Annotated in this window: 14 protein-coding genes and 1 pseudogene; 8 read left to right on the forward strand and 7 right to left on the reverse strand. The window is 60.2% G+C overall.

What is annotated here, in order from left to right:
* Positions 1-261: 261 nt before the first annotated feature.
* Complete coding sequence (locus ACIF4X_RS19120) at positions 262-555, reverse strand: hypothetical protein (protein ID WP_007914623.1); 294 nt, start codon at positions 553-555, stop codon at positions 262-264.
* A gap of 129 nt (positions 556-684) precedes the next feature.
* Here ACIF4X_RS19120 and ACIF4X_RS19125 point away from each other — a divergent pair, with 129 nt between their 5' ends.
* The 5 genes from ACIF4X_RS19125 (at position 685) to ACIF4X_RS19145 (ending at position 5,168) form a co-directional block, all read left to right on the forward strand.
* Entirely contained in the window at positions 685-987 is a 303-nt protein-coding gene (locus ACIF4X_RS19125; protein ID WP_397483322.1) for a MazG-like family protein, read from the forward strand.
* The gene (locus tag ACIF4X_RS19130; protein WP_397483323.1) at positions 987-1,736 is read left to right on the forward strand and encodes a methyltransferase; all 750 of its coding nucleotides are present in this window, start codon (positions 987-989) and stop codon (positions 1,734-1,736) included. Before ACIF4X_RS19125 ends, ACIF4X_RS19130 begins: the two co-directional genes overlap by 1 nt.
* 12 nt (positions 1,737-1,748) lie before the next feature.
* The gene (locus ACIF4X_RS19135) at positions 1,749-2,363 is read left to right on the forward strand and encodes a DUF4136 domain-containing protein (protein ID WP_397483324.1); all 615 of its coding nucleotides are present in this window, start codon (positions 1,749-1,751) and stop codon (positions 2,361-2,363) included.
* A 54-nt stretch (positions 2,364-2,417) separates the two neighbouring features.
* A complete protein-coding gene (locus ACIF4X_RS19140) occupies positions 2,418-2,975 on the forward strand; it encodes a DUF4136 domain-containing protein (RefSeq protein ID WP_397483325.1) in 558 nt (185 codons plus the stop codon).
* 204 nt (positions 2,976-3,179) lie between these two features.
* Positions 3,180-5,168: a pilus assembly protein TadG-related protein gene (locus ACIF4X_RS19145; RefSeq protein ID WP_397483326.1), complete on the forward strand. Its 1,989-nt coding sequence runs from the start codon at positions 3,180-3,182 to the stop codon at positions 5,166-5,168.
* Here the strand turns inward: ACIF4X_RS19145 and ACIF4X_RS19150 are convergent.
* Together ACIF4X_RS19150 and ACIF4X_RS19155 are read right to left on the reverse strand one after the other, a co-directional pair.
* On the reverse strand, positions 5,165-7,918 hold the full coding sequence (locus ACIF4X_RS19150) for a PAS domain-containing protein (protein ID WP_397483327.1): 2,754 nt from the start codon (positions 7,916-7,918) through the stop codon (positions 5,165-5,167). The genes ACIF4X_RS19145 and ACIF4X_RS19150 overlap by 4 nt on opposite strands.
* Positions 7,915-8,358 (reverse strand): TadE/TadG family type IV pilus assembly protein, encoded by a 444-nt coding sequence (locus ACIF4X_RS19155; RefSeq protein WP_397483328.1) that lies wholly within the window; start codon positions 8,356-8,358, stop codon positions 7,915-7,917. Before ACIF4X_RS19155 ends, ACIF4X_RS19150 begins: the two co-directional genes overlap by 4 nt.
* A 75-nt stretch (positions 8,359-8,433) precedes the next feature.
* On the opposite strand from ACIF4X_RS19155, the gene ACIF4X_RS19160 reads away from it, so the two are divergent.
* From ACIF4X_RS19160 to ACIF4X_RS19170, 3 genes and pseudogenes are all read left to right on the forward strand, one after another.
* On the forward strand, positions 8,434-8,904 hold the full coding sequence (locus ACIF4X_RS19160) for a prepilin peptidase (protein WP_397483366.1): 471 nt from the start codon (positions 8,434-8,436) through the stop codon (positions 8,902-8,904).
* Positions 8,905-9,030: 126 nt separating this feature from the next.
* Positions 9,031-9,819 (forward strand): response regulator transcription factor, encoded by a 789-nt coding sequence (locus ACIF4X_RS19165; protein ID WP_397483329.1) that lies wholly within the window; start codon positions 9,031-9,033, stop codon positions 9,817-9,819.
* 943 nt (positions 9,820-10,762) lie between these two features.
* Positions 10,763-11,124, forward strand: a pseudogene (locus ACIF4X_RS19170) (DUF6124 family protein).
* A gap of 118 nt (positions 11,125-11,242) precedes the next feature.
* Here the strand turns inward: ACIF4X_RS19170 and ACIF4X_RS19175 are convergent.
* Genes ACIF4X_RS19175 through ACIF4X_RS19190 form a run of 4 tightly spaced genes read right to left on the reverse strand, consistent with a single transcriptional unit; the run spans position 11,243 to position 14,041 of the window.
* Positions 11,243-11,515, reverse strand: coding sequence for a DUF3613 domain-containing protein (locus tag ACIF4X_RS19175; RefSeq protein ID WP_150730310.1), 273 nt, complete (start codon positions 11,513-11,515; stop codon positions 11,243-11,245).
* Between the two features lie 10 nt (positions 11,516-11,525).
* Positions 11,526-12,248 (reverse strand): hypothetical protein, encoded by a 723-nt coding sequence (locus ACIF4X_RS19180; protein ID WP_397483330.1) that lies wholly within the window; start codon positions 12,246-12,248, stop codon positions 11,526-11,528.
* Between the two features lie 22 nt (positions 12,249-12,270).
* Positions 12,271-13,155 carry a type II secretion system F family protein gene (locus ACIF4X_RS19185; protein ID WP_397483331.1) on the reverse strand — a complete coding sequence of 295 codons (885 nt, stop codon included), beginning with the start codon at positions 13,153-13,155 and terminating at the stop codon, positions 12,271-12,273.
* A gap of 1 nt (position 13,156) precedes the next feature.
* Positions 13,157-14,041 carry a type II secretion system F family protein gene (locus ACIF4X_RS19190; RefSeq protein WP_397483332.1) on the reverse strand — a complete coding sequence of 295 codons (885 nt, stop codon included), beginning with the start codon at positions 14,039-14,041 and terminating at the stop codon, positions 13,157-13,159.
* Positions 14,042-14,057 lie beyond the last annotated feature (16 nt).

A 14,057-nucleotide genomic window follows, 5' to 3' on the forward strand; every position in this document is an offset into this window, starting at 1 on the left:
GAACTTGCAGATCGTTACGGCAGGTAAGAAGATCTAAAACCGTCCACCATGTCTCCGAACATGTGTCCACCATGTCTCCGGTACATACACTCCCAAAGGGAGAGGGGGCCGACCGAGGTGTCTGGCGTCATCCATCGACCTGAGAGAATGTGCCGATTATGGATTCGCTGAAGCTCGCTCAAGTCGGTGTAGCTCTTGAATATCCCCCATTCAGTCCCCTCTCCCTCCGGGAGAGGGCTAGGGTGAGGGGCTCTTGAAGGCCTAATGAATAATCCAGCTAAGCAACCACAACCCCAGCAACAACCAGATGATCCCGGCAATGATCGACGCATTCATGAACGCCCGAATCGCCGACCACAACAGCATCAGCCCGACGATCAGCGCGATGATGCTGATGATCGAGGTGTCCATCCCCAGCGTCTTCGCCAGCCCGTCGACAAAGTTGCCGCCGGCATTGCTCAGAATGTTGAACAGGCCACTGAGGCCATCGACGATAAACCGGATGACTGAACCGAGCGCTTGCCCGAGCCATTCGAAAAAGCTTTCTACCTGCATGTGTGCATCCTGATGAAAGAGCTGAGCCTTGGGCCACAACGCGGGTGGCCGAGTTCCCTGCATGATAGACGGTTTACGCTTGCCTTCATGCTGTATCCCCCCGAAGCTATACGCCTTCAGGAGAGCCCGATGAACCTTGTTGAACTGACCGAACGCCTGCACGCCATTCGCGACCGCAATGACTGGCGGCAATTTCACAGCCCGAAAAATCTGGCCATGGCCGCCAGCGTCGAGATGTCTGAACTGGTGGAAATCTTCCAGTGGCTGACTGAAGACCAGTCGCGCCAGTTGCCCCCTGACACACTCGCCCACGCCGGGCAGGAAGTCGGCGATATCGTGCTGTATCTGTTGCTGCTGTGCAGCGAGTTGGGGCTGGACATGAATGAAGTGGTGCGCGCCAAGCTCGCCGACAGCGAACGGCGGTTCAGCTGATGAGCGACCGGCATTTCGATCAGTTGGCGACGCGTTTCGCCGAAAAAATCTACGGTGGCGCCAAAGGCGCGATTCGTCTCGCGGTGCTACAGGCTGACCTGGCCGAAGCACTGCCGGATCGTCCGTTGCGCGTCCTCGACATTGGCGGCGGGCTGGGTCACATGTCGCTGTGGCTGGCCGAGCGCGGCCACGATGTGACCTTCACCGAACCGGCCGCGCCGATGCTCGAAGGCGCGCGCCAGCGTTTCGCTGAGGCCGGGCAAACCGCGACGTTCATTCAGGCGCCGTGGCAGGAACTGCTCGGGCAACTCACCGAACCGTACGATCTGGTGATCTGCCACGCCGTGCTCGAATGGCTCGCCGAACCCCACGCGATCCTGCCGGTGCTGCATCAACTGACCAAGCCCGGTGGCTGGTTGTCGCTGGCGTTCTATAACCGTGATGCGCTGATCTACCGCAACCTGCTCAAAGGCCATTTCAAGAAAATGCGCAAGAACAGCATGGCCGGGGAAAAGCAAAGCCTGACCCCGCAACAGCCCCTTGATCCACGGGAATTGGCAACGCAACTCGACGGCCTGTGGCGGGTCGAAACCCAGAGCGGGATTCGCGTTTTCCACGACTACATGCCGGTGGAGTTCCAGGCCCGCGCCGAACTCGTGGATGTGCTCGAGATGGAGCTCGCTCACCGCCGTCACCCAAGCTTCGCCGGGCTTGGGCGCTACTTGCACTGGATCTGCCGGCCGATCTGATCGGAGCGCGACATGAAAGCTCAATCCGCGTTATTGCTGATGTGTCTGGGGTTGGCTGCCTGCCAGGGCAGCAACCCGTACGTGGCGCAATCGCGGCCCTTGCCGCCGGCGCCGGCGCAAGCGGCCAACACTTTTGATCGCAGCGCCTATCCTGCGCCACCGCGTGATTACGGGCGCTACCGCAGTTGGGCCTGGCTCAACGGGCAACTGCCGCCGGGCACGGCGTGGGCGGATTCGGCGCAAGTGGCCGAAGCGGTGAGCAATGCCCTCGATCAGCGCGGCTTGCGCCCACTGCACGACAATCGCCCGGCCGACCTGTTGGTCAGCGCCAATCTGCGCCTGGAAACCCGTTTGCGTCAGGTCCAGGACGACTACGGTTATTACGGCGGCGGTTACGGCGGCTATGATCGATATGGTCGCGGTTACGGCATGTACAACACGGTGCCGATCGTGCGCACGTATTCCGAGCAAGTCGTGGTGGTGCAGGTCAATCTGTTCGACGCCGGCAGCGGTCAACCGGTCTGGAGTGCCAGTGCCGAAACCGCGAACAAGGGCAGCGAAATCGATCGCACCGATTCGATCCGCGAGGCTGTGGAAAAGGCCATGTCGGCGTATCCTCCCGGTTAGCTTCCCGCAAATGACAAGCTCTCGCAGGTTCATGTCTTCAACCGGAGAAAAACCATGTTCCGCCGTCTCGCTTTACTGGCCATCGCCGCGCTGCTCAGCGCCTGCGCCGCCAACCAGGTCAATCATGACTTCGATGCCAGCCGCGATTTCGCTGCCTATCGTAGCTGGAGCTGGAAAGACCCCGCCCTGCAATATCGCCCCGATGACCCACGAATCAAGAGCGACCTGACCGAGCAACGCATTCGCCAGGCAGTCGCCGACCAACTCGATCAGCGTGGCTTGCGCCCGGCGGCTGCGGGCGCCAAGGGTGACTTGAGTGTGCAGACTTACCTGATCGTCGAGGATCGTCAGCAGCAAGTGACGACCAATTACGGCGGCGGCTGGGGTGGCCCATGGAATGGCTATTGGGGCGCACCGATGTACAACGAAACGCGCAACATCACCTATAAAGTCGCGACCATCCAGATCGACCTGCTCGACGGCAAGGACGGCAAACTGGTGTGGCGTGGCAGCGATGAGCAGATGCTCGCCAACAAGCCGAATCCCGAAGATCGCAGCAATGCCATCCGCGAAACCGTCGGGCGGATTCTGGCCAACTATCCACCGCGTTGAGTCTGTTCAGAAAAAACGGGAGCCCCTGAGCTCCCATTTTTTTGCCCTGCGACGACCCCCGGTAGGAGCTGCCGAAGGCTGCGATCTTTTGATTTTGCTTTTTAGAGGCCAAGATCAAAAGATCGCAGCCTTCGGCAGCTCCTACGGGGGATTGCGCGTCTACACTCAGTTGCACCAATGGAGCTAGCGGCAAAGGAGTGCGCCATGTCGCCTCGTTCGCGATTCACCAGCCCGGCCCGGCAACAGGGGGCGATCGGCTTGATGGCGGCGGCCACCCTCAGTCTGGCGGTGGTGATGATGTTGCTGGTGGTCGACACCGGCCGCTTGTACATGGAGCAACGCAAATTGCAGCGGGTGGTCGACAACGCCGCCCTTGAAGCCGTCAGTCGTGGCGGTAATTGCCTGCCGGGCCTGAGCGCTGCCAGTTACGCCGGACAAAGCGCGGTACGCAATGGCTACATCGTCGATGCCGGCAACACCCTCGCCACCACGTGCGGCACCCTGGTGACGGCCGGCACCGGCCTGCGCACCTTCGCGGTAGATGCCACGCAGGCCGCCGCGGTCAAAGTCGTCGCCAGTCGCACGGTGACCACCAGTTTTGCCGGTGGCGTACAGGCCTTGTTCAGCGGCACTCCGGTCAGTCTCAATACCACGCTCAATGCCTCGGCGGTGGCCGCCAAACCGCAGCCGACGGTGGCCCAGCTGAATATTCGCAGCACCCTGGCCACTATCGATACGGCCCAGTCGAACATCCTCAACCCGCTGTTTTCCGGGCTGCTCGGCGGTAACGTCAATCTCACGGCGCTGGGTTGGGATGGCCTGCTGAACACCGACATCAACTTGCTCAAATACCTGGATCAACTGGCGATCAATCTCAACGTCGCGGCGGGAAATTACACACAGTTACTCAATACCCAAGCCACCGTCACGCAACTGATTCAGGCGGCAGCAACGGTGGTGCAACTCAATGGCGCGACCGCGCAGGTGATCACTGCGCTGGGCCAATTGCAGGTGGCGGCGATCAATGCCGCGCCGGTCAAACTGGGTGACATTCTGCAATTGCAGACCGGCACTACATCTGCAGGATTGGACGCCAATCTGCAACTGCTGCAGCTGATTCAGGGCGTGGTGCAACTGGCCAACAGCAAGAGTGCGGTGGCGGCAACGTTGCCGATCAGCGTGCTCGGGCTGGCGAATGTCACGGTGCGGGTGAAAGTGATCGAGCCGCCGCAGTTCTCTGCCATTGGCGATCCGGCGCGGGCCAAGGCGAATCCGTTGGGGCCGGATCGGATTTATGTCCGAACCGCGCAGATTCGTACGATGTTGTCGGTGAACTTGCCGGTGCTGTCCGGGGTGACCGGGCTGGCCAATGCGGTGGTCGGGCTGGTCGGGACATTGACCTCTACGGTCAATGATCTGCTGCATCTGAATCTGGTGGCGGTACTGAGTTCGGTTATCTGCATCGGCTGCCAGCAGTTGGATCCTCTGCTCCTGCCGTCGCCGAGAATCGACATCAGTCTGGATGCCGGCGGCGCTAAAAGTTATCTCACCGATTACAGCTGCCCGACGGACACGACCGGCACCAAGAGCCTGACCGCACACACCGTCACCTCGATTGCCGATCTCAAACTCGGCAATATCGACGCCACCAATGCGTTTTCATCCGCTGCCGAGCCGACGGTCGCGCCGCTGGCGCTGATCGATTTGGGGATTGCCACGTGCTACAGGGTCGCCGGGCTCGGCAGTTGCGATCCGCACTCTCATATTACCTATGGCGCTGGTGGCATCGCGATCATGCTCGACACGTCGGTCGCGCAAAGCTCCCAGGACCTGCTGTTTTCCAGCGGTACGCCGTTCGCCACGCCGGCCAACCTCAAATTGCCACCGAGTATCCAGTCGGCGGCTCCGACCAATAATATCGTCGGCAGCCTCAGCAACACGCTGGCGGGGATCAATCTGATTGTTTACAAACCGCAGAGCGGCAACCCGTTTGGCGCCATTGTCACGGGCGTTGCTTCGCTGATCAGCGATGTCACCAGCAAATTGCTGCCGGTGGTGACCAACCTGATCAGCCCGTTGCTCGATCCGCTGCTGAACAACCTGCTCAAAGGTTTGGGTATCAACCTGATGGACGTCGACGTCGGTGCCAACATGACGTGCGGCCAGACCGGCAAGGCCTATCTGGTGATCTAGGCATCCGGGGCAATCGGCAATTCGATGCAGAACCGTGCTCCCTCCACCGAGTTGCGCACGCTCAACTGGCCGCCCATGTTGTCGATGATGCCGTAGCTCACCGACAACCCCAACCCCGTGCCGACACCGATGGGTTTGGTGGTGAAAAACGGCTCGAAAATCCGCTCCAGCAAACGTGGGTCGATACCGCCGCCGTTGTCCTCGACCCACAGCCGCACGCTCTGCTCATCGCGTTCGGCATAGATCGCAATCCACGGTTTGAAGGTTGAATCCTTCTCGCGTTTGCTCAGCAACGCATCGCGCGCATTGACCATCAGGTTGATCAACACCTGCTCAAGCTGATCGACATAGCCGCGCACTTGCACCTCAAACCCGGTCTCGCTGATGCGCAAGTCCACGCCTTTGCCGCGCATGCCTTCGGCCAGCAGCGACAGCGTGCCTTCGATGGCAGACGCCGGGTTGAACAGTTGCTGCTCGATCTCCGAACGCCGGCCGAATACGCGCATGTGATCGACCACTTTCGCCGCACGTTGCACCTGCGCATCGATGCGGTTGAGCTTGTCGGTCAGGTAATCGATCTGTACATCACCGTTGCCCAGACGCTTGAGCACATTGACGATGGCCATGCGCATCACGTTCAGCGGTTGATTGATTTCATGGGCGAGGCCGGTGGCCATTTCGCCAAGGGTGGCCATTTTCGCGCTTTGCGTGAGTTGCTGTTGCGAGCGACGCACCTCGGTGTTGTCGCGGCCAACTGCTTGCACTTCGATCAATTGGCCGTGTTCATCGAACACTCCACGGTCGGACCACACCCACCAGGCGTGTTCGCGGCCGGGCAATTGCAGGCTGATTTCCGCGGTGCTCACTGGATGCTCCGCCGTCAGTGAGCCGAGGCGCTGGACGAACGCAGCACGTTGTTCATCGGACATCCAACTGCCCAGATCGACGCCCGGCAGTTGCTCCGGCGTGCATTCCAGATACGTCGCCAGTGGCCGGTTGCCGAAGGTCAGAATCAGATCCGGGCGATAGCGACAGATCATCGCCGGCGAATCCTCCACCAGAATCCGGTAGCGCTCTTCACTCTTTTTCACCTGCTCGGCCGCCAGAGTCGCTTCGGTGACGTCGAGCCACAAACCGACCGCTTCCACCGGCAGGCCGAGGTCATTACGCAGCAGTTTGGCTTCATCAAGCAGCCAGTGATAATCGCCGCTATGGTCGCGCATCCGATAACGTGCGCTTACCGAACCTTCACGCAGCAACTGGCGGCTGCGGGCGAAATACAGATCACGATCCTCGGGATGGATCATCTCGACCAATGCGCCGTCACCGCAATCCTCAAGGCTCCAGCCCAGCAAGGGTTGCAGGCTGGCACTGAAGAATGCCGGGATCAGCGCACCTTCGTGGTACTGCTGGACGTAAATCACTGCGGGCGAACTGGCGATCAGGTTGTCGAGCCGCGCATGTGCGGCGGCGGCCCGTTGCTGCTGGTTCTGGATGTCGCTGATGTCGAGCATGAAACCGACCAGCCGCCGCTGCTCAGCGTTGCCAATCACCTGGCCCTGCACGCGATACCACGTGGGCGCCTGCGCGGGATCACCACCGTGCAGGCGTACCGAGAGCGTCAGGGCCTCACCGTGTTGCTGCAAGGCCTGCAGACGGCTGCGCAGCTCTTCGCGGTCGGCGGGATGGATGTGCGTCAGCCACTCTTCCAGCAGTAATCCCCCAGGGTTCACCTTCAGGGCTGCGGCCAGCGCGGGCGCCAGTTGAATGTTGTTGTCGCCTGCAAGGATCTCCCACCAGCCGGTGCCCAGCAGGGTTTGCAGCGTTTCAATGCGTTCCAGTTGCAGGTGATGTTGCTGTTCACGCAGACGCCCCAGCAAAGGCCCGGCCAGTGCGCCGACCAGCGCCGTCCAGTCGCGCTCGCTCAGGTACGGCGCGGCGCTGTCCACGGGATAAAAACCGCAGAGCAGCCAAGCCACCACACCGCGTTCATCGCTGTACGGCACCGCGAAACCTTCGGCATTACCGAACAGGACTTGCACTCGCGAGTGTTCATCGAGGCCATGGTGCGCGCCGACACGCTGCGGCGCGGCACCGTTCAGGGCGTCCGGCGGCGTGCCCAGACGCTGGCCGTCATGCCACAGGGTCGGTGCATCGTGGGCGCGGTACTGCTGATAAATCTGCCAGCCCTGTTCCTCATCATCCAGCAGGGCCAGCGCCAGACAAGGGATGTGCCAGCGCTGGGCAATCACTTGCAATTGCTCGCTGACGATCACCGGCAAACGCAGTTGGCTGCACGCACGTAACTGTTCGCTGATTTGCCCGGCAATCAATTGGCAGGCATCACGCTGACGCGATTGTTGGCGTTCGAACAGCAAGTCAGCGATGTCGATCAGCTGCATCAGCCAGCCTTCGCCCTGCGGCTGCACCCAGCCGCGCAGGTGCACGGTGTGCTCGCCCAGACCGAAGAAGTCGAGGTCCAGCAAGAGCCCCTGCCACTCCCTCGGCCGACCTTCGATGGTCAACATGCTGTGGGGCAGCAGATAGGTACTGAGTGGCAAGGGTTGATCTTGAGGTTTGAACGGCGCCAGCAGATGCCGCAGCGGCCCGGCCATTTGCAGCACGCCACCGTCATCGTTCAGGTACAGGTGCAAGCCTGTCGCGGGGGAGCCGAGTGGGTCGGGCAATTCGTGGGTGGCGGGCGGTGTGCGTTTGAGCAAGCGCCCGAACAGTTTGTCCCCCGACGTCAAAATTGCAGACTCGACGAGGCGGTCAGGTAAGGGGGCAGATTGGGCACTGTGCCGATACCCGGCAGCACCAGAAACGGCATGACCTGATTGAGTTTGCTGACCGGGTAATTCACTTGCACCGTCAGCAGGCCGGAGGCGCTGTACTGGACACTGGTGTCAACGCCGACCACCAGATTGAAGATCGGCCGGATCCATGACAATTGCTGGGTCAGCGTAGCGTTTGCGGTGTTGATCACCACGGTTGAATAGTTGGGCGTGTTGGGGTCGACCGCGACACTGCGGCGTACCGCCTCGGACGTGGCCTGGTTGAACGATTGCATCATCACCAAGGGCAGGCTGTAACTGACCAGGCCGTAAAACACGGCGAAAAAAACGATGAACACCAAGGCGAACTCGATCGCCACCGCACCTTTTTGTGACTTCCGAAAGCCGGTTTTCATGAGTGCGTCTACCCTGACTGTCACTGCGTAGTATCAGCATAGAATCATTCCGCAAAAATGGACGGTTTTTACCGGATGTACAGTTTTCTCCTCCTGATCTGGCTGGGGCTGTGCGCGGCGCAAGACGCCCGCCAGCGGCGCATTGCCAATGGACTGACCCTCGGTGTAGCGGCGTTGGCGTTGATCTATCTGCTGTGGACTGGCAGCACCTGGCTGGGCGCTGATGCAGGGCAGGGCGGTTGGGCCTGCCTGATCGCACTGGTGCTGACCCTGCCGGGGTTTTTCATGGGCCGGATGGGTGCCGGCGATGTGAAATTAATGACAGCTCTTGGCCTTGCGACGGACGGTCTGTTCATTCTGGGCGTGTTTATTGGTGCGGGGGTCGCCAGCCTGATCTGGCTGCTGCTGGCGCCAAGAGTCTGGCTCCATATGAGTCAAGGGCTTAGAGAACGTCTGCGATATCTGGCCCCTGACCTGTCAAAAAAGCTGCCATTTGCGCCGTTCGTGCTGATCGGGTCGGTGCTCGCGCTGCTTTGGATCCATTAGTCGCCAAGCGCCAGTAGTCTTATGTACATAGTCGGAAAGTAGGTCTACTTTCAAAGGAACTGGTTATACAGCCAAAGGCTGGCAGTACAGGAATGGTCAGCTTTGGCCTGGGACATGGAGTAGCACGTGAACAAGCTTACGTCTGCGGTAAAAGTCCTCGTGGTCGACGATCAGCCATTGATCGTGGAGGAGCTGTGCGAGTTTCTTGAAAGTAACGGTTATCGCTGTGTGCCGTGTGAGTCGAGTCAGCAGGCGATTGAGCGTTTCAGTGAGGACGCGGAAATCGGTCTGGTGCTGAGTGACCTGCACATGCCGGACATGGATGGCATTCAGTTGATTCAGGCGTTGCAGCGGCTGTCCGGCAAGCATCGGGCGTTCGAGGCGATCATGCTCACTGGTCGTGCCGACAAGCAGGATGTGATCAAGGCGTTGCGTGCCGGGATTGCCGATTATTATCAGAAACCGATTGATATGGACGAGTTGCTTGAAGGGGTGCGGCGACAGGAGGTGGCGTTGCAGGAGCGGCAGAAGAATCTGCAACTGGGGCATTTGAATCAGAAGTTGCAGTATTTGTCTGAATCGATCGATGACCTTTATCAGGATCTGGACAAGGTGCGGCGCACTCCTTCGGCGGTGGTTCGCGATGTGTTGGGTGGTGAGCCTGTCGAGGCCGAGGCGCAGGAGATGCCGGCGATTTTCAATCAGTTGTCGCCGCGGCAATTGGATGTGGCGCGGTTGGTCGGTAAGGGGCAGACCAATTATCAGATTGCCTGTGAGTTGGGGATTACCGAGAACACGGTGAAGCTTTATGTTTCGCAGGTGTTGCGGTTGACGCATATGCATAATCGGACGCAGTTGGCTTTGGCTCTGTCGCCGAGTGCTTCTGCTGCGCGGCAGAGAGTTACGGCGCATTGACTTGGCGGCCTGTGGGCCGACCATGTTGTGGGTGGTTTGGGTGAATATCCGTTTTTGCGGGTGTTGCCGCTGGCGGTTCCGCTCTTACAGCGGGTCACTTTTTCAGACGCCGGAGTGCCGGCCCAGCAAAAAGTAACCAAAAGGCTGGGCCCCGGCGTTCGGCCCCTCGCTAGGGCTCGGGGTTCCTTCGTTCCGGGATCTATCCGGGGGCATCGCCTACGGTTTGCTTCGCTGCACCTCCTCTCGATGTGTTTGGCTTCGCCAAACGGTCGCTGCGCTCCCACCCCCGGATAAATCCCTCCACTCAGCCTGCCGAAGGGGCCAGCAGATCAAAAGCTGCAGCCGAGCTAACGCTCATCCTGTTGAGTGGTTAGGAGCGGGTGAGGGGCTTTTGATCTGTTTCAGAATCTGAATTCGACTCGGTATTCCATGTCGGCGTAGCTCTCCCAGACACCACGGTCAGTCCCCTCTCCCTCCGGGAGAGGGCTAGGGTGAGGGGCTTTTGATTTGTTTCAGAATCTGAATTCGCCTCGATATTTCACGTCGGCGTAGCTCTCCCAGACACCGCGGTCAGTCCCCTCTCCCTCTGGGAGAGGGCTAGGGTGAGGGTTGGCTTTTGCTGTTTAAATTTGTGTCAGATAACCGGAACCTTCCCACACTGTTTTCAGGTTGTCCGTCGGACGTGCGCTCTCTAGTCTCTGACTGTCGCTGAACACTCAGCGATCGGGTGTGAGAACCCGGCAATTTATGGTCATCCAGTTTCTGTGCACGCATAATCGCCGCCAGCTTGTCTGCTGTCTGCAATGTGTCATGGCGGCTGTGTGCGGGCAGACTTCGGTCTGGCCGGGTGTCCATAACCGGTATTCTCACCCCGCATACAGCAGCCACCTTTTGCCCCGTGAGAATGGCAGTGGGTGGCGGCAAAGACTTTGGAGTTGTTTCAATGGACAAACTGATCCCCGACCCACCCACCGAACCCACCACCCCGCTCGAAGAAGCCATCCGCGCCGACGACCTCGTCAAAAACCGCGAGGCCATCAAACGCGCCCTCGATTTCTATCTCTGTCCCGAACGTGAAAAGCCCCGGCATCCCAGCAGATGTTCCTCATCCACCCGAAAATCGACACCGAAAGCCTGCTCGCTCACGCCTGCGAATCCCTGGCCTCGGCCAACACGCTGGCGGGTAACTTTGCCGATCAACTGGGGCGGCCCGAGCGCAATACCGCGCTGGCGATTCAGCAGATCATCATGCTGGCTGAGCTGGCGGTAAACCGGGCACTGGATCGGGTGGATCCGCAGACCTGAACCGGCTGAAACACCGCGTCATCGTTCATCGCCAGCAGGCTGGCTCCCACAGGTGCAATGCATTTCAAAAGGTGGGAGCGAGCCTGCTTGCGAAAGCGCCCGCAAGGTCACCCCATCACTAATTTTTGGTCTCGATCTTCCCACCCGCATCCGGATCATAAAAATCCGGAATCTCATATTTGTACTTCTTCAACCAGCGCTGCATCGCCAGATCCCGTTCGGTCGCAGTTGCCGTTTGTGGCTTGGGCGAGGCGGCTTTGTTGCGGCTTTGCAGGACCAGCCAGCCTTCGGTTTCCTGTTGTTGCGCCGAAGCGGGGCCGGCGTCGATGGCGGCGGCGCTGAGGGGCAGGCTGAGCAGGGTCAGGTAGCACAGGCCTTTGAAGGGATGCATGGCTGTCTCCTTATTTGAGCGATGACGGCAACGGGTCGGCGACAGCGGCCACTTGATTGCTGGTGGCCGGTTTGGCCTTGACCGGGGCTTTGAGTTTTTCTGCGCGTTCCTGGGCTTCGGTGAATTGTTCTGGGGTCAGTTTGGCGCGGCTGACGATTTCGGCGGCTTGTGGCCAGTCGTTCTGGTACAGCAGCAGGGTGACCATGTTCATTGTCGCCAGTTGGTTGTTCTGTTTCAGTTCGATGGCGGTGAGGAACTCGAAACGGGCGTCGTTCAGGCGCAGTTGATTGAGATAGACCACGCCCAGGTCGTTGCGGATTTTTTCGTCGGTGGGGGCCAGGCGGGCGGCACGTTGCAGGTGAGCCTGGGCCTGGCCGTTGTCGCCGCGGGCGGCGTAGAGTTGGCCGAGTCCATGTTCGGCTTCGGCGGTCAGGCAGCCGCCGAGCAGGCCGCGGTACAGCGGTTCGGCTTCGCTGCGGCCGAGCAGCCGGTAGACCTTGGCTTTGCGCAGGCGCACTTCGCTGATGTTGTCCGGCAGGCTTTGCAGGTTGGCCAGGCTGGCGTGCAGTTTGCCATCGTTGGCCAGGTCGTCCGCGAGGTTCAGGGCCAGTTCCTGCTCCTGAGTCATTTTGCTGCAACTGGTCGGTGACAGCAGCGCTGTCCATGGTGCCTGACCGTCGGTGGCGCAACCACCGAGCAGCAACAGACTTGCCATGACTATCAGTACTTTCATCAAACGCTCTCCATGAGCAAGGTCAGTTGGCGAACGCCCGGGCAATGGCGGTGAAGCCCGGGCCGGCGAGGACGATCAGCAGTGCCGGAAACAGAAACAGCATCATCACCACCGACATTTTCGCGGACATTTTCGAGATGTATTCCTGCAGGCGCGTCAGGCGCCGGTCATCCAGCAATTGCTTGAGCGCCAGCAGCGATTTCATCGCGCCGCCGCCCTGTTGAATCAGTTGCTGAAGGATCACGCAGGTGTCACTGAACTCATCCACGGCGAGCATCACGGCGGTTTTGTTCAACTCCTGACCGAGTTCCAGGCCGCTGTCGACACGGGTCAGGATCAGGCGCAGTTCACTGGTCAGTTCCGGCAGCAGTTTTTGCGCTTCGATGCTGAGCACGCGCAGTGCTTGTTCGACGGCCATGCCGGATTCGAAAAGGATGCGCAGCAGTGGAATGAACGTCGACACCTCAACGGCGATGGTTTTCTGCCGCCGCGTCGCTGCGTAAGCCAGCAGACGTTTGGGCAGCAGATAGCCGCCGCCGGTGGCGAGCATCGGCACCAGCCAACGGTTGTCAGCCTGGGGGAAAAACACCTCTTGCAGAAAGATCGCCAAACCCAACGTCAGCAGTGGCGTGCCGATCTGGCAGGCGGCGTACAGCGCCCGTTCGTTGGCGCGGCGCCAGCCGATGCGGTTGAGCAGGGTCTGGGTTTCGCTGTCGATGCTCACCGAGCGTTGCCCGAACTTGCTGCTGCCCAGTGCGCGCAACCAGCTGCCGAAGCGGTTCTCGCGGACCAATTGTCCTTGCAGGCGCTGGTTGACCTGCCGCACGCGACGGCGCTCCACCAGCAGGTGATTGATCACCAGCATCAAGGCGCCAAGCAGCAACATCAGAGCCGCGAGCCAGACCATGTCAAACGCTCCGCAACATGCGCCACAGCGCCAGGCTTCCGAATACTTGCAACACGGCGGCGCTGATCAGCATGTGCTGCCCGCTCGCGTCGTTCCACATCCCGAGCATGTAGCCAGGGTTGGTCAGCATGAAGTAACTCACCAGCAACAACGGCAACGAGCCGAGCACCCACGCGGTCATGCGTGTTTCGCCGGTAAGGGCGCGCAGTTGCCGGGCGCCTTGATCGCGTTCGCGGATCAGTTTGATCAGGTTTTCGAGCAGCTCGCTGGCGTTGCCGCCGTAGCGATGATTGACCTTCAGTCCGAGGGCAAACATGCGCAGTTCGTCCTGTTCATAGAGTTCGGCAAAGTCGCTGACGGCATCCGGCAAGTTCACGCCCAATTGCACGTTGCGCTGGACCCGGCCCATGGCTTTTTTCAGCGGATCTTCGCTGGCTTCAATGCCGCCCATGACCGCGTCGCTCAGGGTGCGCCCGGACTTCAGGCTACGCACGGTGTGATCGAGCAACTGCGGCAGTTGCTCGATCATGCGCTTGATCCGGCGCTGGTAAAGGAAGGCGATGTACAGCCGCAACGTCAGTGGCGGTAAGAAGATCATCAGCAGCAGGCCGACCCAGTCGGCGAGAAAATAACCCAGCGCCATCGCCAGCGCCCACAGGCTCAGCCACAGGCCGAAACGCTCGGTCGGGCGGCCCAGTCCGGCACGCAGGAACATGCGTTCCAGTCCGACCCACACAGGTTTTTCAGGCGCCAGTTGCGGTTGCCCGGCGGCGAGCCGGTTGAGGACTTTTTCCGTGGCAGTTTTGCGCAGCCCCAGCAAGAACAGACGAATCGACAGCCCCAGCAGCATCAGGCAGATTACGATGAGAATGATCGGTCCCAGCATGCTCGGTGCTCCTTGC

Origin of the sequence: Pseudomonas sp. NPDC085632 (assembly GCF_044541255.1) — a bacterium.
Lineage (GTDB): Bacteria > Pseudomonadota > Gammaproteobacteria > Pseudomonadales > Pseudomonadaceae > Aquipseudomonas.

Excerpts from the sequence above, each read along its gene's own strand:
- ACIF4X_RS19180 (WP_397483330.1), bottom strand. The coding sequence starts at position 12,248 with ATGAAAGTACTGATAGTCATGGCAAGTCTGTTGCTGCTCGGTGGTTGC.
- ACIF4X_RS19175 (WP_150730310.1), bottom strand. The coding sequence starts at position 11,515 with ATGCATCCCTTCAAAGGCCTGTGCTACCTGACCCTGCTCAGCCTGCCC.
- ACIF4X_RS19155 (WP_397483328.1), bottom strand. The coding sequence starts at position 8,358 with ATGAAAACCGGCTTTCGGAAGTCACAAAAAGGTGCGGTGGCGATCGAG.
- ACIF4X_RS19125 (WP_397483322.1), top strand. The coding sequence starts at position 685 with ATGAACCTTGTTGAACTGACCGAACGCCTGCACGCCATTCGCGACCGC.
- ACIF4X_RS19120 (WP_007914623.1), bottom strand. The coding sequence starts at position 555 with ATGCAGGTAGAAAGCTTTTTCGAATGGCTCGGGCAAGCGCTCGGTTCA.
- ACIF4X_RS19160 (WP_397483366.1), top strand. The coding sequence starts at position 8,434 with ATGTACAGTTTTCTCCTCCTGATCTGGCTGGGGCTGTGCGCGGCGCAA.
- ACIF4X_RS19130 (WP_397483323.1), top strand. The coding sequence starts at position 987 with ATGAGCGACCGGCATTTCGATCAGTTGGCGACGCGTTTCGCCGAAAAA.
- ACIF4X_RS19140 (WP_397483325.1), top strand. The coding sequence starts at position 2,418 with ATGTTCCGCCGTCTCGCTTTACTGGCCATCGCCGCGCTGCTCAGCGCC.
- ACIF4X_RS19190 (WP_397483332.1), bottom strand. The coding sequence starts at position 14,041 with ATGCTGGGACCGATCATTCTCATCGTAATCTGCCTGATGCTGCTGGGG.
- ACIF4X_RS19145 (WP_397483326.1), top strand. The coding sequence starts at position 3,180 with ATGTCGCCTCGTTCGCGATTCACCAGCCCGGCCCGGCAACAGGGGGCG.
- ACIF4X_RS19185 (WP_397483331.1), bottom strand. The coding sequence starts at position 13,155 with ATGGTCTGGCTCGCGGCTCTGATGTTGCTGCTTGGCGCCTTGATGCTG.
- ACIF4X_RS19135 (WP_397483324.1), top strand. The coding sequence starts at position 1,749 with ATGAAAGCTCAATCCGCGTTATTGCTGATGTGTCTGGGGTTGGCTGCC.